The sequence below is a fragment of the Cupriavidus sp. GW822-FHT06G04 genome (genome assembly GCF_058799075.1).
The window spans coordinates 278823-299466 of the sequence record NZ_JBXALD010000001.1 but is presented as its reverse complement, the minus strand read 5'-3'; the positions used below and the strand labels follow the sequence as shown (position 1 = coordinate 299466).

The window sequence follows — 20644 nt, the reverse complement described above, 5'->3', positions numbered from 1 at the left end:
ATGCGGGCGGCGCGCAAGCGCCGCGCCATCGTGGGGCGGTGCAACTACGTGCGCAGTGAACGATCCAGCGCGGCCAGCTGTTCGGGCGTGCCGACATTTTCCCAGCGGCCGTCGAAGCGTTCGCCGCTGGCGCAGCCCGTGGCGATGGCCTCGCGGTAATACGGCGACATCGCCACCTTGCGGCCCGGCTCGATATCGCGAAACAGGCGCGTGTCGTACAGGCCGATGTTGCCGAACGTGAGCGCCTGGCCCGCCGTGGCGTCCGACGGCAGCGCCAGCCGGCCGTCGGCGCCCAGGCAGAAATCGCCGCGCGGATGGAAGGGCGGATTCGGCACCATCACCAGATGCATTTGCGGCCGCGCGGCTGCGCGCATTGCGTCGGCGCGCGGCAGCAGCGTGCGGTAATCGAAATCGCAGAATATGTCGCCCGACACGGCCAGGAAGACGTCGTCGCCGTGGTCGGCCAGCAGCGGCAGCGCCTTGGCAATGCCGCCCGCCGTTTCCAGCGCCGTGTCTTCGGCCGACCAGTGGATGCGCACGCCAAACGCCGCGCCGCTGCCGAGCGCGTCTTCCAGCTGCGCGCCCAGCCAGGCGTGATTGATGACGATCTCGCTCAGGCCGGCGCGCGCCAGTGCCTCGATCTGCCAGACGATCAACGGCTTGCCGCCGACCGCCAGCAGGGGCTTCGGGCACGCATCGGTGAGCGGGCGCATACGGTCGCCACGCCCGGCGGCGAAGATCATCGCTTTCAAATCAGAGTCTCCAGGGCAAGCAGCGTGGCCATGCCGCCGGCAATGGTCCAGCCCACGCTGCGCGTGCGCGCGGCGATCGCAATCGCCACCAGTCCGGCAATCAGTCGCGCGTTATATGGGCTCACGAACACCGCGCCGTCGCGCATCAGCAGATCGGGTGCGATCAGCGCCGACAGCATCGCCGCCGGCACGAACTGCAAGGCGGTGCGGAACCACGCCGGCAGCCGCACGCGGCCTTCCACGGCGATGAACGACAGGCGGATCAGGAACGTGGCCATGCCCGCGCCGATGAACACCCAGAGCAAGGTCATCTGGCTCATGCCGCATGCTCCTGGCTGTCGGACCGGGCGGCCGCGCGCTGGCCGCTGCCGCGGTTGTTGCGCCCAAGCAGCAGCATGCCCGCCGCGATTCCGCCCAGCGCCGCCACCATGATGCCCAGCTTGTGCGGCATCGCGTAGCAAACCACGGCCAGCGCCGTGGCAACCAGTGCGGCAGCCACCTGAGCGCGATGCTTGAGGTTCGGGACGATGATCGCGATGAAGGTCAGCGGCAGGAAGAAATCGAGCGGCCAGTCGCGCGGTACTTGTGCGCCAACCAGCACGCCGAGTAGCGTGGAAAGCTGCCAGCTCGACCACAGCGCTATGCCGGCGCCGAAATAGAACCAGTGGCGATAGCGCGCACGCGGGCCCTCGTCGCCGAGCCGGCGCGTCATGGCCGCGAATGCTTCGTCAGTGAGCAGGTAGGCGATCAGCGCCTTCCAACGGCGCGGCAGTGGCGCCATCGACGCGGCGATCGTGGCGGAATACAGCGCGTGACGCAGGTTGACCATCGCCACGGTGAAGGCAATGATCAGCGCCGGCGTGCCGGCGGACCACAATTGGGTCAGGATCATCTGCGACGCGCCGCCAAAGACCACGGCGCTCATCGCGCAGGCCAGCCACGCCGGCATACCGGCATTGACCGCCAGCACGCCATAGATCAGGCCAAACGGCACCACGCCAAGCAGCATCGGCGCAAGCGCCCGCACACCCGCCCACCATTCGCCGCGGCGCGTGATGAGTGGATCGTTGAGTGTTTCGGAACGATGGGTCACGGCTCAGAATGTGAGCCCGGTGGGGCGTTCAGTGCCTTCCAGCGCGTCGAGCAGGCGCACCAGCTTGCGCATTTCCGAATAGCGGCCGGCCACATTGCGCGTGTACTTCAGCACCAGCGGCAGGTTGGCGAGATAGCCATCCTTGCCGTCGCGATGGTACAGGCGCGCAAAGATGCCCAGCACCTTGAGGTGCCGCTGCAGGCCCATCCATTCGAAATCGCGATAGAAGTCGCCGAAATCGGCCGTCACCGGCAGCCCGGCGCGGCGCGCGCGTTCCCAATAGCGGATCAGCCAATCGAGCTGCTGTTCTTCTTCCCACTCGATATAGGCGTCGCGCCACAGCGATACGGCGTCATAGGTGATCGGACCGATCACGGCGTCCTGGAAATCGAGGATGCCCGGGTTGGGCCCCACGCTGGCGCCTTCGGGCAGCACCATCAGGTTGCGCGAGTGGTAGTCCCGGTGCACGTAGACCTGCGGCTGGGCCAGGTTGTTGGCCAGGATCGCGTCGAAGACCTCGCGCAGGTCGGCCTGCTGGCGCTCGTCGAGGGTCACGCCGAGATGCTTTGCCACATACCACTGCGGGAACAGGTCCAGTTCGCGCGTCAGCAGCGCGCGGTCGTACGCGGGCAGTTCGCCGGGGCGCGTGGCCAGCTGGATCTGCACCAGCGCTGCCGCGGCGTCCGCGTACAGCTGGCGCGCCGACGGCTCGTCCAGGCGCGAAAGATACGTCTGGCTGCCCAGATCGGCCAGCAGCAGGAAGCCTTGCGCCAGATCCTGGGCCAGCACCGTCGGCACGGTCACACCGGCGTCGCCAAACAGTTTGGCGACATGGATGAACGGGCGGCAGTCCTCGTGCGCCGGCGGGGCGTCCATGACGATCGCGGTCGGGTGCGCCGGATGCCCGGTGCGCACGCGGAAATAGCGTCGAAAGCTCGCGTCGGCCGATGCGGGAGCGCACGAATCCGGGTCGATCGACCAGGCCGCGCCAAGTCCGGCGACCCACGTTTTGAGTTGTTCGATGCGCGGGTCGTGGCCCGGGTCGAGAATAAGTGCTGCCATGCCGGAAAGGGAGAATACGATGCCCCGTATAATACCCGACCAGACCCGGGCGCCGGGTGGCCCTCGGGAGGGGCCTTTGTCGCTCCGCAGCCCGCTTTGGCATTGGGCTTTGGAGCTGCCGGCAGCCGTTTTCCGTGCCGCCGCACAAGCGCCCGCCGCCGAGCCGACCGATAACCGTTTGCATGACCGAACAACGACGATCACCGCATCATCCGGCCACCCGACCGCCTGCGCTGGCGGGCCAGCCCCGTCGCGCGTGCGCGCCAGCCAGCGCCTTGCGGCCGCTCGTGCTGGCCATGGCGGGACTTTCGGTCAGTGCGCACGCGCAGTATGGCGCGGGATCCGCGATTCCGAATATCGATCTGGCCGAACCGGTCGTGACGCAGAGCGCCGAGCCGCCCCCGCCGCCGCCCGAATCGGGCGAACTGGTGCCGCGCCTGGCCGAGCCCAAGCCGCGTCCGGCCACTGGCGGCAGCACCCTGGGCGTCACGCCCTCGTCCACGCCGTCGAATCCCAATGCGCCGGCCTATGTGTCCGGCGACCGCATGACCGGCTACAACGAGAAGGGCGTCGAACTCGAAGGCAATGCGGCGCTGCGCCGCGATGGCGCCGTGGTCAAGGGCGACAAGCTGACCTACGACCAGGACACCGACGAAGCCCACGCCACCGGCAATGTGCGCCTGTCCAAGGGCGGCACGCTGGCGGTCGGGCCGGAAGCGCGCATGCGCATCCAGGCCAACGAGGGCTACATGCTGTCGCCGGACTACTATTTCCAGCAGACCGGCGGCTCCGGCAGCGCGGAGCGCGTGGATTTCCTGGATCCGGATCGCAGCACGCTCAAGAAGGCCACCTACACCACGTGTTCGCCCGATAACGCCGACTGGTACTTCAGCTCGCGCAAGCTCGACCTGGACAGCGACCGCGAAGTGGGCGTCGCGTATGGCGGCGTGCTGCACTTCTTTGGCGTGCCCGTGGCCGGCGCGCCCGCGTTCTCGTTCCCGCTCAACGACGAACGCCGCAGCGGCGTGCTGCCCCCGCTGATCGGCTACGGGTCGAAGTCGGGGCTGGACATGACGGTCCCGTATTACTTCAACCTGGCGCCGAACCGCGACCTGACGCTGTATCCGCGCATCCTGTCGTCGCGCGGCGTGCAACTGGGCGGCGATTACCGTTATATCGGCGACGGCTACGCCGGACGGATCCGCGCCGAGCTGCTGCCCGACGACAAGAAGGCCGACCGCGACCGCTGGGCCTACTCGATCCAGCATTCGCAGCGGATCATTCCGGGCATGACGGCGTATGCCAACGTCAGCAAAGTTTCGGACGACCAGTATCCCGACGACCTGACGCGTAGCGTGTCGCAATCGACGTTGCGGCAGTACACGCAGGAAGGCGGCGTAATCTACAGCTGGCAGGATTTCACGTTCATGGCGCGGGTGCAGAAGTTCCAGACGCTGCGCCCCAGCGATCCGTCCTACGAGCGTGAACCGCAGTTGAATGCGAAGTACACGCGCTACGACCTGGGCGGTTTCGACATCTCGGTCGACACCGACTACACGCGCTTCAAGATTCCGCTGCTGAATTCGTCCGGCGCCCAATTGCCGGAAGGCAGTCGCGCCTATTTCCAGCCGACGATCAGCTATCCGGTGATTCGTCCGGGCTGGTACGTGACGCCGAAGGTGATCTTCAACGCGGCGCAGTACAACATGGATGCGGGCACCAACACCCCCGGTGCGCCGAATACCCTGAGCCGCACGATTCCAACGGTCAGCCTCGATTCGGGGATGACGTTCGAGCGCGACGCACCGGGCATCAGCAAGCTGTTCGGCGTGAACTACACCCAGACGCTGGAACCGCGCCTGTTCTATGTCTACACGCCGTTCCGCGACCAGAGCGCATTCCCGCTGTTTGACACGGTGCAGTCAGATTTCAGCTACGGGCAGATTTTCAGCGAGAATCCGTTCAGCGGGAATGACCGGATTGCGGACAACAACAAGCTGACCGCCGGCCTGACCACGCGCCTGATCGAATCCGAGACCGGTGTCGAGCGTTTCCGCGGCACGATCGCGCAGCGCATCGATTTCACCGGCCAGCGCGTGCAGATCAACGGCACCTTGCAGGACACCAAGCCGACATATTCCGACTTGCTGGCCGCCACGACGATCCAGATGTTCCGCGGCTATTATCTCGACGCCGGCATCCAGTGGAATCCGGATCAGAATCGTGTCAATTACTCGAACGTCGCATTCGCATGGCGGCCGGAATCGCGCAAGCTGCTGAACGTCGGCTATCGTTATCGCAGGCCGACTTCGGTGACCGATAACACCGCCATCGACCAGTTCGAGATGTCCGGCCAGTGGCCGATCACCCAGCGCACCTACGGCATTGGCCGTGTGGCGTTCGACAAATCGGCCAACCAGCTCGTGGATGCGCTGGCCGGTCTGGAATACGCGGCCGATTGCTGGGTGGGCCGCGTTGTTTACCAGCGCTTCCGCAACACCACCAACGGATACACCGGCCGGATCTTCCTGCAGGTGGAATTCCGCGGCCTGTCCAAGGTGGGTTCCAATCCGCTGGACATGCTGCGGTTGAACGTACCGGGCTACGAACCGGTCACGGCACGTCCTGTGCCTACGTCTCCGTACGATCACTATGAATGACGGACCAAGATGAAACGTCAAGCCTTTTCCGGGTTGTCCCGCCTGAATTCCTGGCAGCCGCTGCTGCTTTCGGCGCTCCTCGTCACGCTGGCGGCGCCGGCTTCCGCGCAGCTGCGCGCGCCGGGAGGCAGCTCCCGCACGCAGGGCATCTTCCTGCCGCAATCGGGCCAGAGCAGCACCGTGGCGCCCAGCCAGCCGCAGCTTGGCGTGCCCCAGCCGGCGCAGAAGCGCTCGCAACTGGTGGACGAAGTCGTGGCGGTGGTCAACAACAGCGTGATCACGCGCCGCGAGCTGCTCGATCGCGCCGACGAGCTTGAAAACCAGATGCGCGCGGCCAACCGGCCGATCCCCGAGCGCGCAGATCTGCTTGGCGAAGTGCTCGAACGCCTGGTGATGGAACGCGTGCAGACGCAGGCCGCGCAAGAGGCCGGCATCAAGGTGACCGATCAGGAAGTGGATCGCGCGATCGAATCGGTGGCGCAGCAGAACAAGATGTCGGCCACCGAACTGCGCAGCCGCGTCGAGGCAAGCGGCATGACGTGGACGAAGTATCGCGACGAGCTGCGCAAGCAGGTGCAGGTGATCCGGCTGCGCGAGCGCGAAGTCGATTCGAAGGTGCAGGTCTACGACGGCGAGATCGACAACTTCCTGGCCGCGCGCAGCGGGCAGTCGGCTGCCGTCGGCCCGGCGGAATACAACGTTCAGCAGATTCTGGTGCGGGTGCCCGAGGACGCCTCCGACGCGCAGAAGGCGCAGTTGAAGGCCAAGGCCGAGGGGCTGCTCAAGCAGGCCCAGGGCGGCGCCGATTTCAGCGAGCTGGCCAAGTCGAATTCCGAGGCGCCCGAAGCCGCGCAGGGCGGCTCGCTGGGCTTTCGCGAGATCGGCCGCCTGCCGGCCGTGTTCGCCAATGCCGTGGTCGATCTGCAGCAGGGCGCCATTGCGCCCGAAGTGGTGGAATCCGCCAACGGCTATCACGTGATCAAGCTGGCCGCCAAGCGCACCGCGCCCGCCGCGCAGTCGGCCGCAACCGACCACATCACCCAGACGCAGGTGCGCCATATCCTGATCCGCACCGGCCCGAACATGCCGGAAGCCGAAGCGCGCCGCCAGATGGCGACGATCCGCGACCGCATCACGCATGGCGGCGACTTTGCCGATGCGGCGCGCCGCTATTCGCAGGACGGCTCGGCGTCGCAGGGTGGCGAGCTGGGGTGGGTGTCGCCGGGCGAGCTGGTGCCCGAGTTCGAACAGGCGATGAACCGCCTGCGTCCGGGCGAAATCTCCGATCCCGTGGTCTCGCAGTTCGGCGTGCACCTGATCCAGGTGGAAAACCGCCGCGAGACGGAAGTCTCCGCGGAGAAGCAGCGTGATTTCGCACGTCAGGAAGTGCGCGAACAAAAGCTGCGCGCCGCCTATGATGACTGGGTGCGTCAGCTGCGCAGCGCGGCGTACGTGGAATACCGTATCAACCGCCAGCGCTGATCCGCTGCCGACTTCGCCATGCCCGACCCTTCACCTGCCGCCGCGCCGCTGTCCCTGGCCATCACCACCGGCGAGCCCGCCGGCATCGGCCCCGATATCACGATCGGGGCGCTGCTGCAGCTTGCCGGCCATCATGGCGCGCCGGGCGCGGGCAACCAGGGGCGCGGCAACGGCTGCCGCTTCCATGTGATCGGCGATGCGCGGCTGCTGTCGCAGCGCGCCGAGGCGCTGGGCGTGGCGCATGCGTGGAACCGGCGCATTGCCGATGGCGATGTGATCGTCGAGGACATCGCGCTGGGCGTGGACTGCGAGGCGGGGCATCTGGACGCGCGCAACGGCCGCTATGTGCTGGCGCTGCTCGACGCCGCCATCGACGGCCTGCAGGCGGGCCGCTATGCGGCGATGATCACGGCGCCAGTGCAGAAAAGCACGATCAACGATGCCGGCGTGCCATTCACGGGCCACACCGAATACCTGGCCGAACGCGCCGCCGTGCCGCGCGTGGTGATGATGCTGGCCGGGCCGCAGCCCGCGCACGACAACGCCATGCTGCGCGTGGCGCTGGCCACCACGCACCTGCCGCTGCGCGCGGTGCCCGATGCGCTGACCATTCCGATGCTGGTGGAAACGCTGCGGATCGTCGATCACGATCTGCGCCGCCATTTCGGCATCGCGCGGCCGCGCATCCTGGTCACCGGCCTCAATCCGCATGCCGGAGAAGCAGGCCACATGGGCCGCGAGGAAATCGACGTCATCATGCCCGCGCTGGCGCAGGCGTGCGATGCCGATATCGACGCACGCGGCCCTTATCCGGCCGACACGCTGTTCCAGCCGCGCCACCTGCGCGATGCCGATTGCGTGCTGGCGATGTACCATGATCAGGGCCTGGGCCCGCTCAAGTACGGCACTTTCGGTCACGGCGTCAATGTCACGCTGGGCCTGCCCTTCATCCGCACATCGGTGGACCATGGCACCGCGCTAGATCTGGCCGGCACCGGCCAGGCCGAGCACGGCAGCATGATAGAAGCCATCCGCTGTGCCATTACCATGGCCGGTCATGCCAGCGGGCGCCACGACAACGGCGCGTCCGCCAACGGCCGCCACTGACTTATGCGTTCAAATGTGCACCAGGGCCACGTCGCCCGCAAACGATTCGGGCAGAACTTCCTGGTCGATGACGGCATCATCTACGGCATCGTCAATGCGATCGATCCGCAGCCAGACGACATCGTGGTCGAAATCGGCCCGGGGCTCGGCGCGCTGACCGATCCGCTGCTGGAGCGCCTGCCGAGCTTGCAGGTGGTCGAGCTCGACCGCGATCTGGTCGAGCGCCTGCGCCGCCGCTACAGCGAGCGCATCACGGTGCATGCCGGTGATGCGCTCGCGTTCGATTTCGCCCGGCTGCAGCAACCGGGCCGCGCGCTGCGCATCGTCGGCAACCTGCCGTACAACATCTCGAGTCCGCTGCTGTTCCACCTGATGGACTTTGCCGATCACGTCCGCGACCAGCATTTCATGTTGCAGAAGGAAGTTGTGGAGCGCATGGTCGCCGGGCCGGGCAGCAAGTCGTTCGGCCGCCTGTCGATCATGCTGCAGGTTCGTTATCACATGGAACACGTGCTCGATGTTCCGCCCGCGTCGTTCAACCCGCCGCCCAAGGTCGATTCCGCTGTGGTGCGGATGATTCCGTGGCCGCGCGCCGAAGACGGCTCGCTGCGCTCGCCGTATCCCGCGTGCGACGCCAGCGTGCTGGGCGATGTGGTGACCGCCGCGTTTTCGCAGCGCCGCAAGGTGTTGCGCAATACGCTGTCCTTTCTGCGCGATCAGGTCGATTTCGACGCGCTTGGCTTCGACCTTGGCCGCCGCGCCGAGGAAGTGGCCGTGGCCGAATACGTCGAACTGGCGCGCATCGTTGGCAAGAATGCCGTGCCGCCCGCGCTCGGCGCGGCGTGATGGCCGAAACCGTTTCCTGAATACCCTGAAGTCTTAGCGACGCTCATGACAGACCAGACAAAGACCGATACGCGTCCCGTCATCCTGACGGGAGATCGTCCCACCGGACCGCTGCACCTGGGCCACTACGTTGGCTCGTTGAAGAGCCGCGTGAGCCTGCAGGATTCGCACAAGCAATATGTGCTGCTGGCCGACACGCAGGCAATGACCGACAACGCACACGATCCGGACAAGGTCCGGCGCAATGTGCTGGAGGTCGCGCTGGATTACCTGGCCGTCGGCATCGACCCGGCCAAGACCACGATCACGGTGCAGTCGCATCTGCCGGCGCTGGCCGAGCTGACGCTGATGTATCTGAATTTCGTTACCGTGTCGCGCCTAGAACGGAATCCGACGATCAAGGAAGAAATCCAGGCGCGCGGGTTTGGCCGCGATATCCCGGCCGGCTTCCTCTGCTATCCGGCGTCGCAGGCGGCTGACATCACCGGCTTCAAGGCCGTGCTGGTGCCGGTGGGCGAAGACCAGGCGCCGCTGATCGAGCAGACCAACGAGATCGTGCGCCGTATCAATCATCAGGTGGGCCGCGATGTGCTGCCCGAAGCCGCCGCGCTGATCCCCAAGCACGGGCGCCTGCCCGGCGTCGACGGCAAGGCCAAGATGAGCAAGTCCCAGGGCAACGCGATTCCGCTCGGCGCGTCGCCCGACCAGATCCGCGAGGCCGTGCACAAGATGTACACCGACCCGAATCACCTGAAGGTGTCCGATCCCGGCCAGGTGGAAGGCAACGTGGTGTTCACGTACCTGGATGCGTTCGATCCGAATGTCGAGGAAGTGCAGGCGCTGAAGGAACACTACCAGCGCGGCGGTCTGGGCGATATGGTGCTCAAGCGCCGCGTCGAAGGCGTGCTGCAGGAACTGCTGCGGCCGATCCGCGAGCGCCGCGAACAACTGGCGCAAGATCCGGGCTATGTGTTCGACATCCTGAAGAAGGGTACGGCCGAGGCGCGCGAACTGACCCAGCAGACGCTGGACGAAGTGCGCGGCGCGCTGGGCATGTTCTCGTTCCCGAAGTAACGCGCGGCGCGTGGCCGCCATCCCCGCTCTTGCGTGCACGCCAGAGCGGGGCGCACGCAAGGCGGGGCACCCGCTTACGCCTTGCGGTTCACCAGCACGATTCCCAGCAGCACCAGCACGGCCGCCACGGCAAACCGCACGCCGACCTGATCGTGCATCAGCAACACGCCGAATGCCACGCCGAACAGCGGCGTGAGAAACGAAAATACCGATAGGCGCGACGCCAGATACTGGCGCAATAGCCAGAACCAGATCAGATAACTGGCAAAGGCGATCAGCACCGATTGGTAGAACAGACTCGCTACCACGATCCCGGTGATTTCCACGCGATGCGCCTGCCCCGCGGCCAATGCCATCACGAGCAGCAATAGCGCCGACACCCCCAACTGATATAGCAGCGTCTTGCTGGCCGGCGCATGCGACAGTTTGCTGCCGCGCACGACGATGGTGGTGGCGGCCCACAGCGCGCCCGCTACCACGCCCAATGCATCGCCCAACAGGGTGCTGCCGTGCGTGGAGGTTGCAACGATGCCGTCGGCGAACGCCAGCGCCATGCCGAAGAACGCCAGCACCACGCCCAGCCACTGGCCGCGATGCAGGTGCTCGCCGGGCACGAACAGATGCAGGCCCAGTGCGGTGAAGATCGGCGCGGTATAGAGGAAGACGGCCATCCGCGATGCGGTGGTGTGGCCCAGTCCGACAAAGATGCAGAAGAATTCCGCGCCGAACAGCACGCCGGCAATGAGCCCCGCGCGCAGCGTGCCGTCACGTTCCCAAAGCGGCGTGCCGCGCCATGCGGCGAAACCGAACACCAGCAACGCCGCGATCGCGGAGCGCACGCCGGCCTGCAGCACGGCGCCCATCAACGGGGCGGTGACCTTGATCACCACCTGCTGGAGTCCCCATGCGGCGCACAGCAGCACCATCAGTCCGATGGCCGTGCCGTCCAGCGGGCGCCTTGTTATGGTTTGCGTGCTCATTACCCGTCCGTTCAGGGACGAGCAGCGTCGCGCGTGGAATGACGTTCGATGAGTTCGATCTTGTAGCCGTCCGGATCTTCCACGAACGCGATCACGGTCGTGCCGCCCTTGACGGGACCCGCTTCGCGCGTGACCTTGCCGCCCGCGGCGCGGATGCGCTCGCAGGCCTCGGCCGCATTCGGCACTTCCAGCGCGATATGGCCGTAGGCCGTGCCCAGTTCGTACTTGTCGACGCCGTAGTTGTAGGTCAGCTCCAGCACGGCGGTTTCCGATTCCGGTCCGTAGCCGACAAAGGCCAGCCGGTACTTGTATTCGGGATTGTCGCTTTCGCGCAGCAGTTGCATGCCCAGCACGCGCGTGTAGAAATCGATCGAGCGCTGGTAGTCGCCAACGCGCAGCATGGTGTGGAGAAGTCGCATATGGGGCCTTTACCTTTACCTGAGTCAGGTTGTGATGACTGCGAAGGCCAGTATTCTATTCCGCTTGGCGTGAACGCGCCGCGACAGCCGCCGCGTGCGATCCGGGCGGCCCATGCGCATCGATCGGCCGCCGCCTTGCGGCGTGCGGCGAGCGCGCCCGGAAGCCAGCTAGCCGGGGAAGCTCAGAAGGTGGGAAGCAGTTCGGGCGGATGCGCACGCAGCTGGGCGCGCGCGTCGCGGAATTCGGGGAAGATCGATTCCACGGTTTCCCAGAAGCGCGGGCCGTGGTTCATTTCCTTCAGATGCGCCAGTTCATGCGCGGCCACGTAGTCGATCATCGATAAGGGGAAATGCATCAGGCGCCAATTCAGCCGGATCTTGCCATCGGCGGTGCAACTGCCCCAGCGCGTGGCGGCCGACGTCAGCGCGAAGCCCGTATGGCGCACGCCAAGCTTGCTCGCATAGAGTTCGAGCCGTTCGGACAGCAGGCGGCGCGCCTGGTGTTGCAGCCATCCCTGCACGCGATCCTTGATCTGCTGCTCGTCGGCATGGCCAGGCAGCGCGAGGTGCAACACGCGCGTATCGGCCTGGAACAGCAATGCGCCGACCGGCGAATCGAGCTGCAGCGTGATCGGTTTGCCCAGGAAAGGCAGCGTCGCGCCGTCGCGCCATTGCACGGTGGGCAACACACGGCGCGCTTCGCGATGGCGCCATTCGCCTAGCTTGGCGAAGATCCAGCGCTGTTTTTCGACGATGGCCGCCTCGACATCGGCCAGCGTGACCCAGCGCGGCGCGGTGATCGACAGCCCACGATCGTCGACGGTGAAGCCGATGGTGCGCCGCGACGAGCGCTTGAGCGCGTAATGGAGCGTGCGTTCACCGATCTGCAGCATGCGGCCGTTGGGCAGCGCCGGCGGCCACACGTCGGCGCTGGGCGCGGCCGGATCGGCCTGGGGCGCGAGCAGGTTTTGCGGCGCCTGTGCGGGCGGCGCGGGCTCCGCCAGCGGCAGTTCGAGCTGCGCGTTGGGGTCGGCGGTGGGGCGCAGCAGCTTCATGCGGTGGTCTGGCTTCTTGCGTGACGATAGCTTTCCGGATCGATGCGCCGCATTTCGGCCTCGATCCACGCCTCGACTTCCTGGTTCAGCACATCGGCGGTCTTGTTGGCCGACGGAATTGCGTCGCCGATCGAAATCGTGATGGTGCCGGGATACTTCAGGAACGAGTTGCGCGGCCAGTAGCGGCCCGAATTGACCGCCATCGGAAAGACCCACGCGCCGGTTTCCACCGCGAGCCGCGCGCCGCCGCTTTTGTAGCGTGGATTCTCCGCGCCCGAGCGCGTGCGCGTGCCTTCCGGAAACATGATGATCCACGCACCTTCGTTGAGCCGTTCGCGCCCCTGGCGCGCGGCCGAGGCGAACGCGCGCGTGCCGTCCTTGCGGTTGATGTGGACCATCTTGAGCATGCCCAACGCCCAGCCGAAGAACGGCACGAGCAGCAGTTCGCGCTTGAACACAAAGCACAGCGGCTTGGGCATCAGCGCGACGTAGGCGATCGTTTCCCATGCCGACTGATGCTTGGACAGCAGCACCACGGGCTTGTCCAGCATCGCCATCATCTTTTCCATGCCCTCGATGCGGTAGCGGATGCCGCAGATCAGGCGGGCGGCCCCGATCACCAGGCGCGGCCAGCCGCGCACGAAGCGAAAGCGGTTTTCCGCGTTCATGAACGGGAAAACGATGAAGCACGCGCATGCGTAAGGCGGCGTCAGGATCAGCAGGTACAGCGCGAACAGCAGGGAGCGGATAAAGGTCATCGGTCGGGACCGGAATTCATGGAATGGGCGCCGGCGTTGGCTGCTGGCGCCTTATGGGCGCTCTCTGCAATCAGCCATCGTGCGAAGGCGGCCAGATCGTCATGCACGCGCGTGCCGGCGGGCAGTCCGCCCTGGGCCAGCGTCTTCGCGCCCTTGCCGGTGCGCACCAGGTGCGGAATGCAGCCGACCGCCACGCCGGCGTCGAGGTCGCGCAGCGAATCGCCGACCACCGGCACCATGCGCAGCTCGATGCCAAAGCGTTCGCCGATCTGCTCGAACAGGCCCGACTTGGGCTTGCGGCAGTCGCAGTTGTCGGCGGCGGTGTGCGGGCAGAAAAAAACCGCCTCGACGCGCCCGCCCAGATTGGCCAGCGCCTTGTACATCTTCTCGTGCATGGCGTTGAGCGCGCTCATCTCGAACAGCCCACGGCCGATGCCCGACTGGTTGCTGGCGATCGCGACGCGATAGCCGGCCTGGTTCAGCATGGCGATGGCTTCGAGGCTGCCCTCGATCGGCACCCATTCATCGGGCGTCTTGATGAACTGGTCGCTGTCCAGGTTGATCACCCCGTCGCGATCGAGGATGACGAACTTCGGTTGGGCCTGTGGCATGGTGCGCTCCGATGCGGCGTGATGACAGCTTAGGACGCCAGCTTCGAAATGTCTGCCACGCGATTGGCCAGACCGTGCAGCGTGGCCAGCAGCGCCAGCCGGTTGGCGCGCAGCCGTGCGTCCTCGGCCATCACCATGACGTCGTTGAAGAAGCGGTCCACGGCGTCGCGCAGCTGGGCCAGGTCGCGCAGCGCGGCGGTGAAGTCGCCGCCCGCAAAGGCCGCTTCCACGCCCGGGCGCACGCGCTCGATGGCTTCGTACAGCGCGCCTTCGGCGGCTTCCTGGAACAACGACGCATCGACCTGGCCGATCGCCTCGTCGGTCTTCTTCAGGATATTGGTGATGCGCTTGTTGGCCGCGGCCAGCGCTTCGGCCGCGGGCAGCGCGGCGAACGTGCGCACGGCTTCCATGCGCGCCAGCACGTCGTGCAGCGATTGCGGACGCAGGCTGACAACCGCTTCCACCTCATTGGTGGTGTAGCCCTTTTCCTTCAGGTAGCCGCGCAGGCGGTCGTAGAGGAAGTCGGCGATGGCGTCGCGCGACGGCTTCACGGCGGCGATGCCGGCGAACGCCTGGCCGGTCAGATCGAGCAGCGTGTCGATCGACACGGCCAGCGGCTTTTCGATCAGCATGCGCAGGATGCCCAGCGCGTGGCGGCGCAGCGCGAACGGGTCTTTCTCGCCCGTGGGCTGCAGGCCGATGCCCCAGATGCCGACCAGCGTTTCGAGCTTGTCCGCCAGTGCTACGGCCGTGCTGACGTTGCCTTGCGGCAGTGCGTCGCCGGCAAAGCGCGGACGGTAGTGTTCGGAGCAGGCCAGCGCCACGTCCTCGGCCTCGTCGTCATGGCGCGCGTAGTAGGTGCCCATCGTGCCTTGCAGCTCGGGGAATTCTCCCACCATGTCGGTCAGCAGATCGGCCTTGGCCAGTTCCGCGCCGCGCATTGCGGCGGCCTTGTCGGTCGCGGCGCCGGCGGCGTTCATCGCATCGGCAATATGGCCGGCGATCTGCTGCAGGCGCTGCACGCGGTCCAGCTGGGTGCCGATCTTGTTGTGATAGACCACGTTGGCCAGCAGCGGCACGCGCGATGCCAGCGTCTTCTTGCGATCCTGGTCGAAGAAGAACTTGGCGTCGGCCAGGCGCGGACGCACCACGCGCTCGTTGCCGGAGATGATCGATTCCGGCGTGTCGGTGGCCAGGTTCGAGACGATCAGGAAGCGGTTGCGCAGATGGCCGGCGGCGTCGGTCAGCGCGAAGTACTTCTGGTTGGTCTGCATGGTCAGGATCAGGCATTCCTGCGGCACGGCGAGGAACGCTTCCTCGAAGTGGCACGGGTACACCACCGGCCATTCGACCAGGGAATTCACTTCGTCGAGCAGCGCGTCCGGCATCACCACCTGATCCGCGCCAGCTTCCTTGAGCAGTGCGCTGCGGATGCGCTCGCGGCGCTCGGCGTAGCTGGCCACTACGTGGCCTTGCGATTCGAGCTGCGCGGCGTATTCGGCGGCATCGGCGATCTCGATCGCGCCCTGCGACAGAAAGCGGTGGCCTTGCGTGACGTTGCTGGCCGGCAGGCCGAGCACCGATACCGGCACGATTTCCGCGCCATGCAGCGCGATCAGGCTGTGGGCCGGACGCACGAAATGCACGGTCGTGCCGTCCGGGCGCTGATAGCTCATGACCTTCGGAATCGGCAGCTTGCCAAGCGTATCGTCCAGCGCTGCCTGCAGGCCGTCGGCCAGCGTCGCGCCGCGCGCGGTGTAGCGGTAGAAGAACGCATCGGCCTTGCCGTCCGAGGCGCGCTCCAGCGTTTGCCAGTCGATCTCGGCCACGCCGACGGACTTGGCCAGTGCCGCGAGCTTCTTGGCCAGCGGGGCGGTGGGTGCGCCGCTGGCGTCGAGCGCCACGGTCACGGGCAGCACCTTCTCGCGTTGCTCGCGGTCCGGCGCGGTCTTGCGCACGCCGGTGACCAGCGCGGCCAGCCGGCGAGGCGTGGCGTACGGCGTCACGGCGGCGCCGGCGTCGAGCAGGTCGCGTGCGCCGAGGCCATCGAACAGACCTTGCGCGAAGGCCTCGCCCAGACGGGCCAGCGCCTTGGGCGGCAGTTCTTCGGTGAACAGTTCGATCAGCAGCGAATCGGTCATGGGTTGCGACATGAATCTATCCAACAGGTATGGGCGCGCGCGTCAGCAGCGCGGCGCGAGATTGGGTTCCACGCCAGACAGCAGCCACAGGCCGTTCTGCTGGCGGAATTGCAGCGTGGTGTAGGCGCATTGCGCCACCGCGCCGGAAGCGCCGCGGGAGCCCGCGGCTGGAAAACGTGCGTCGATGCGCTGCGCGCGGCGGTCGTAGCGGATTTCGTCGATCCGTCCGCCGACAAAGAAATCGATTTTCTGCGGTAACTGCGACGCCGAATAGTAGGTGCGCACGGAGCGGCGCGGGCGGCCGTTATGCTCCTGCCACTCGACCCACTGCAGCGGATAACGGATCGCGCTTTCGTACGCACGCAGCGGCACGCGGTGCCAGCCGATATCGCGCGAGCCGGACAGATCGCACGAGAACGAGCGCACCAGCTGCGTCCATTGATCGATCGCGTTGAGCGACGGGCGCCAATGCCGCGTGATGGCCTGCTGCAGCGCCTGCGAGTCGGCCTCGCAGATATTGGTCAGATCCGCCGGCAGGTAGAGCGCCTGGGGCGCGGGCGCGGCTGCCGCGCGCGCCGCCGCATGGGCTGCGCCCGCCAGCGGCAGGCCCGCCGGTACGGCCAGCGGCAACACAAACGCGGCGAGCGCGAACGCGCCGCGCACGCGCGCCATCATGAACGGGCTCCGCACATCGGGAAGCCAAGCGCCTCGCGTGAATCGTAATAGGCTTGCGCCACCTGGCGCGACAGATTGCGGATGCGGCCGATATATGCGGCGCGCTCGGTGACCGAGATGGCCCCGCGAGCGTCGAGCAGATTGAACGTGTGGGCCGCCTTTAGTACCTGCTCGTAGGCGGGCAGCGCCAGGCGCGTGTCGTTGGTCTTCGGCGTGCCGTCCTCGTTCTTCTCGCCGGTATCGCCCATCAGGCGTTTGGCTTCGCCTTCATGTTCGGCGAAATGGCGGAACAGGATCTCCGTGTTGCTGTGCTCGAAGTTGTAGGTGGATTGTTCCACCTCGTTCTGGTGATAGACGTCGCCGTAGGTAAGCCGGCGCGTGACGCCGTTTTCTTCCCACTCGGTCCACACCAGGTCATAGATGTTCTCGACCTTCTGAAGGTACATCGCCAGGCGCTCGATGCCGTAGGTGATTTCGCCAGTGATCGGCTTGCAGTCGATGCCGCCGACCTGCTGGAAGTACGTGAACTGCGTCACTTCCATGCCGTTGAGCCAGACCTCCCAGCCCAGGCCCCAGGCGCCGAGCGTGGGGTTTTCCCAGTCGTCCTCGACAAAGCGGATGTCGTTCTGCTTCAGGTCCAGCCCCAGCGCTTCGAGCGATCCCAGGTACAGCTCGAGGATGTTCTCGGGCGCGGGCTTGAGCACCACCTGGTACTGGTAGTAGTGCTGCAGCCGGTTGGGATTCTCGCCATAGCGGCCGTCCTTGGGCCGGCGCGACGGCTGCACGTAGGCGGCGCGCCAGGGCTCCGGGCCGATCGCGCGCAGGAACGTGTGCACATGCGACGTCCCCGCGCCGACCTCCAGATCGATCGGTTGCAGCAACGCGCAACCCTGCCGGTCCCAGTAGGCCTGCAGGGTGAGAATCATTTGTTGGAAGGTCAGCATAAGAAGACGAATGAGAAAGCCGGCAGGCAAGTGCGCGATACGTCTCGCGACGGAATTGCCAAACCTTGAATTCTATCGGGTTTTTGCTCCGGCTCAGCCGCGAGGCGGCAGGAAATACATGGGGCAGGGCACGGAATATGCATGCTCGCGGTGTCGGCGCGGCGCAACGGGTCGGGTAAATCCTGACATGGGTTTCAGAACCGTCTGATACGTGCCGATACCATTTTTGGATACAGTGCAAGCATGCAGCCACGCATGAAATTCAAACGGCTGCAAGCCGGATCGCAAGGCCCAGGGGTCCCAGGCGCAAAAACTGCAATGCGATCCGGAGGATTTCGATAACTATTTTTGGGGATTGGTCATGTCGCTGCTGTCTCGCAAACCTTATATCGTCGCCCTCGCAGTGATGGCCGCCGCGGCCGCCGTGTCGCTGGCAAGCTCGCTGGTCAGCTAGGACGCCGCGCCCGGCGCGCGCGCCAGGCCAGCAACAAGACCAGCGCGCTGCCCGCCAGGGCCGGCACGTTTCCCCAGCGGATATACGGTGTCAGCCCCTGCATACCTTGCACGGTGGCGCTCAGCGTGCCGATCTCGAACGTCGGCAGCTTGGCCTGGACGCTGCCGTCCGGCCTGACCACCGCCGTCATGCCCGTATTGGTGGCGCGCAGCATCGGACGGCGCATTTCCAACGCGCGCATGCGCGAGATCTGCAGATGCTGGTCCAGCGCAATGGTGTCGCCAAACCAGGCCAGGTTGGTCACGTTGGCCAGCATATTGGCTGGCGTGGCCTGCTGCCGCAGCGTGGTGGCGATCTCCTCGCCGAACAGATCCTCGTAGCAGATGTTCGGCGCCACATGGATGCCGCGCACCGGTACGGCCGGCTGGTCCAGCGTGCCGCGGCGGAAATCGCCCAGCGGCATCTTCATCATGTCGACGAACCACCGGAAACCAAACGGGATGAATTCGCCGAACGGCACCAGATGATGCTTGTTGTAGCGGTAGAGCTGTTCCTGTTCCGGGCCGATGGCAAACACGCTGTTGGTGAAATCCACCGGTGAATCGGCGCCCGCCGCACCAAAGATGACGGTCGTGCCGGTCCTCTCCATATATGCGCGCACCGCCTTGGCGATGTCGATCGGCAATTCCTGCAGGATCACCGGGAACGCAGTCTCGGGCGTGACCACGAGGTCGGCCGGTTCCGCCGTAATCAGGTCGCGATACAGTTCCAGCGAGCGCTGGATGCCGGCCGGTTCGAACTTGATGTCCTGGGCGACGTTGCCCTGTAAGAGACGCACATGGATCGGTTTGCCAGTCGGCGTCGTGTAGGCGATCGGAGCGAGTGCCGCGCCGCCGCCCAGCACGCCGGCAACGATGACCGCCGACGCGGCGGCCTGGGGCCGGGCGCCGTGGCGCTGGCGCCGCCGCCATGCGCCGATGCCGACAACCAGCAGGCCCGACGCGCTAGCCGCCAGGAACGTAATGCCGTAGACGCCGATCAGCGGCGCAAAGCCGGCGAGCGGACCGTCGGTATGCGCATAGCCGCTACCTAGCCACGGAAAGCCGGTGAAGACCACGCCGCGCAGCCATTCGGACAGCGCCCATGTGGCGCCGAACGCCAGCGCCGCCAGAATGCCGGCGTCTGAGCGTGCGGTCAGCCAGCGCCATGTGCCAGCTGCCAGCGCTGGCCAGATCGACAGGTAGCCGGCAAACAGCACCACCGCCAGCGCAGCCATCCATGCCGGCATTTCGCCATAGACGTGCATGCTGATGTAAAGCCACCAGATACCCGACAGAAACCAGCCCAGCCCGAAGGCAAAACCCGTGGCCGCAGCGGTGCGCGGGCGCGGAGCATCGGCGATCAATGCCACAAGACCGGCCACCGACAGAATCTGCAGCCACCACCAGTCGTGCGGCGCAAAAGCCTGCGTGTGCGCTACGCCCAGCACGGCTGCGATCAGCAGGCGATAGACAAGACCCCTGCGTGAGGCGCTGCCGAGTGGATCGGCGGCCAGCGAGTCCGTGCCAGAGCGTGCTGGAAGGCCAGGCGGTAGATCGGCGCGACGGTTGCCCACGGCGTCGGGCGTGCCGACACGCTTCATGCCTCAGCCAGGCCGTTTGGTTCGGCCGGCGCTTCGCGGCGCACCAGCAGCAGATGGACCTGCCGCGCATCGGCGCGCAACACTTCGAAGCGGATCGGCGGCAGTGTGATCACCTCGCCGCGATGCGGGACGTGGCCAACGTGGTTAGTCAGGAGGCCGCCGACGGTGTCGACATCGTCATCGGGAAAGGCCGTGCCAAACGCTTCGTTGAACTGTTCGATCTCGGTCAGCCCGTGCACGCGCCAGGCGCCGTCGGCGGTGGGCAGGATATTGTCCTGGTCTTCATCGAGGTCGAATTCATCCTCGATATCGCCCACGATCTGTTCCAGCACGTCTTCTATCGTGACAAGCCCCGCCACGCCGCCGTACTCGTCGACAACGATCGCGATGTGGTTGCGGTTGATGCGGAATTCGCGCAGCAGGATGTTCAGGCGCTTGGATTCCGGAATGAACACGGCCGGGCGCAAGGTCTCGCGCAGGTCGAAATTCTCGTCGGTGTAATAGCGCAGCAAATCCTTGGCCAGCAGGATGCCGATGATGTTGTCGCGATTGCCCTCATACACGGGAAAGCGCGAGTGCGCGGTCTGCTGCATGTACGGGATAAAGCTTTCCGGCGCATCGGCGATATTGACCGCGTCCATCTGGGAGCGGGGCACCATGATGTCGCGCGCGGTCAACTCGGAAACCTGGAACACGCCCTCGATCATCGACAGCGAATCTGCGTCGATCAGGTTGCGCTCATGCGCATCCTGCAACACTTCCAGCAGTTCAGCGCGCGTGTCGGGTTCGGGGGAGATGAAATCTGAAAGACGTTCGAGAAGGGATCTGGGGCGATCCGTCTGCTTGTGGTTGGCAGATTTCGAACTGGGGTAAGGGTCGTTCATGTCGC

Annotated in this window: 19 protein-coding genes; 5 read left to right on the top strand and 14 right to left on the bottom strand. The window is 66.0% G+C overall.

Features of this window, described 5'->3' with window-relative positions:
* Positions 1-44: 44 nt before the first annotated feature.
* The 4 genes from murU to AC1RKI_RS01320 all read right to left on the bottom strand — a co-directional run bounded on the left by murU (position 45) and on the right by AC1RKI_RS01320 (position 2907).
* On the bottom strand, positions 45-752 hold the full coding sequence (gene murU / locus AC1RKI_RS01335) for an N-acetylmuramate alpha-1-phosphate uridylyltransferase MurU (protein ID WP_492794127.1): 708 nt from the start codon (positions 750-752) through the stop codon (positions 45-47).
* Entirely contained in the window at positions 749-1072 is a 324-nt protein-coding gene (locus AC1RKI_RS01330) for an AzlD domain-containing protein (RefSeq protein ID WP_492794129.1), read from the bottom strand. The genes murU and AC1RKI_RS01330 overlap by 4 nt, the downstream gene beginning before the upstream one ends.
* Positions 1069-1761 (bottom strand): AzlC family ABC transporter permease, encoded by a 693-nt coding sequence (locus tag AC1RKI_RS01325; protein WP_211922722.1) that lies wholly within the window; start codon positions 1759-1761, stop codon positions 1069-1071. The genes AC1RKI_RS01330 and AC1RKI_RS01325 overlap by 4 nt, the downstream gene beginning before the upstream one ends.
* A gap of 87 nt (positions 1762-1848) precedes the next feature.
* Positions 1849-2907, bottom strand: coding sequence for an aminoglycoside phosphotransferase family protein (locus tag AC1RKI_RS01320; protein WP_492794131.1), 1059 nt, complete (start codon positions 2905-2907; stop codon positions 1849-1851).
* Between the two features lie 182 nt (positions 2908-3089).
* Between AC1RKI_RS01320 and AC1RKI_RS01315 the strand changes: the two genes are divergently transcribed.
* Genes AC1RKI_RS01315 through trpS form a run of 5 tightly spaced genes read left to right on the top strand, consistent with a single transcriptional unit; the run spans position 3090 to position 10076 of the window.
* Complete coding sequence (locus AC1RKI_RS01315) at positions 3090-5567, top strand: LPS-assembly protein LptD (protein WP_244786697.1); 2478 nt, start codon at positions 3090-3092, stop codon at positions 5565-5567.
* 9 nt (positions 5568-5576) lie between these two features.
* The gene (locus tag AC1RKI_RS01310) at positions 5577-7049 is read left to right on the top strand and encodes a peptidylprolyl isomerase (protein WP_061954801.1); all 1473 of its coding nucleotides are present in this window, start codon (positions 5577-5579) and stop codon (positions 7047-7049) included.
* Between the two features lie 18 nt (positions 7050-7067).
* Positions 7068-8156 carry a 4-hydroxythreonine-4-phosphate dehydrogenase PdxA gene (gene pdxA / locus AC1RKI_RS01305; RefSeq protein WP_061954803.1) on the top strand — a complete coding sequence of 363 codons (1089 nt, stop codon included), beginning with the start codon at positions 7068-7070 and terminating at the stop codon, positions 8154-8156.
* 3 nt (positions 8157-8159) lie between these two features.
* Positions 8160-9002, top strand: a complete 843-nt coding sequence (gene rsmA / locus AC1RKI_RS01300; RefSeq protein WP_061954806.1) for a 16S rRNA (adenine(1518)-N(6)/adenine(1519)-N(6))-dimethyltransferase RsmA — start codon at positions 8160-8162, stop codon at positions 9000-9002.
* A gap of 45 nt (positions 9003-9047) precedes the next feature.
* The gene (gene trpS / locus AC1RKI_RS01295; RefSeq protein ID WP_061954808.1) at positions 9048-10076 is read left to right on the top strand and encodes a tryptophan--tRNA ligase; all 1029 of its coding nucleotides are present in this window, start codon (positions 9048-9050) and stop codon (positions 10074-10076) included.
* A gap of 74 nt (positions 10077-10150) precedes the next feature.
* Here the strand turns inward: trpS and AC1RKI_RS01290 are convergent, their stop codons facing one another.
* The 10 genes from AC1RKI_RS01290 to AC1RKI_RS01245 form a co-directional block, all read right to left on the bottom strand.
* Complete coding sequence (locus tag AC1RKI_RS01290; RefSeq protein ID WP_244786699.1) at positions 10151-11056, bottom strand: DMT family transporter; 906 nt, start codon at positions 11054-11056, stop codon at positions 10151-10153.
* Between the two features lie 11 nt (positions 11057-11067).
* On the bottom strand, positions 11068-11475 hold the full coding sequence (gene gloA / locus AC1RKI_RS01285) for a lactoylglutathione lyase (protein WP_061954812.1): 408 nt from the start codon (positions 11473-11475) through the stop codon (positions 11068-11070).
* Between the two features lie 182 nt (positions 11476-11657).
* A complete protein-coding gene (locus tag AC1RKI_RS01280) occupies positions 11658-12530 on the bottom strand; it encodes a M48 family metallopeptidase (protein ID WP_492794135.1) in 873 nt (290 codons plus the stop codon).
* Positions 12527-13288: a lysophospholipid acyltransferase family protein gene (locus tag AC1RKI_RS01275; protein ID WP_150980082.1), complete on the bottom strand. Its 762-nt coding sequence runs from the start codon at positions 13286-13288 to the stop codon at positions 12527-12529. The genes AC1RKI_RS01280 and AC1RKI_RS01275 overlap by 4 nt, the downstream gene beginning before the upstream one ends.
* Positions 13285-13899, bottom strand: coding sequence for a D-glycero-beta-D-manno-heptose 1,7-bisphosphate 7-phosphatase (gmhB, locus tag AC1RKI_RS01270; RefSeq protein ID WP_061954818.1), 615 nt, complete (start codon positions 13897-13899; stop codon positions 13285-13287). Before gmhB ends, AC1RKI_RS01275 begins: the two co-directional genes overlap by 4 nt.
* Positions 13900-13928: 29 nt before the next feature.
* Positions 13929-16052, bottom strand: coding sequence for a glycine--tRNA ligase subunit beta (gene glyS / locus AC1RKI_RS01265; protein WP_492794137.1), 2124 nt, complete (start codon positions 16050-16052; stop codon positions 13929-13931).
* Positions 16053-16082: 30 nt separating this feature from the next.
* The gene (locus AC1RKI_RS01260) at positions 16083-16715 is read right to left on the bottom strand and encodes a hypothetical protein (protein WP_341247830.1); all 633 of its coding nucleotides are present in this window, start codon (positions 16713-16715) and stop codon (positions 16083-16085) included.
* Positions 16712-17659: a glycine--tRNA ligase subunit alpha gene (gene glyQ / locus AC1RKI_RS01255; protein WP_061954823.1), complete on the bottom strand. Its 948-nt coding sequence runs from the start codon at positions 17657-17659 to the stop codon at positions 16712-16714. The genes AC1RKI_RS01260 and glyQ overlap by 4 nt, the downstream gene beginning before the upstream one ends.
* Before the next feature lie 446 nt (positions 17660-18105).
* Positions 18106-19755 carry an apolipoprotein N-acyltransferase gene (gene lnt / locus AC1RKI_RS01250; protein WP_492794139.1) on the bottom strand — a complete coding sequence of 550 codons (1650 nt, stop codon included), beginning with the start codon at positions 19753-19755 and terminating at the stop codon, positions 18106-18108.
* Entirely contained in the window at positions 19752-20639 is an 888-nt protein-coding gene (locus AC1RKI_RS01245) for a CorC family transporter (RefSeq protein WP_061954826.1), read from the bottom strand. Before AC1RKI_RS01245 ends, lnt begins: the two co-directional genes overlap by 4 nt.
* Between the last annotated feature and the right edge of the window lie 5 nt (positions 20640-20644).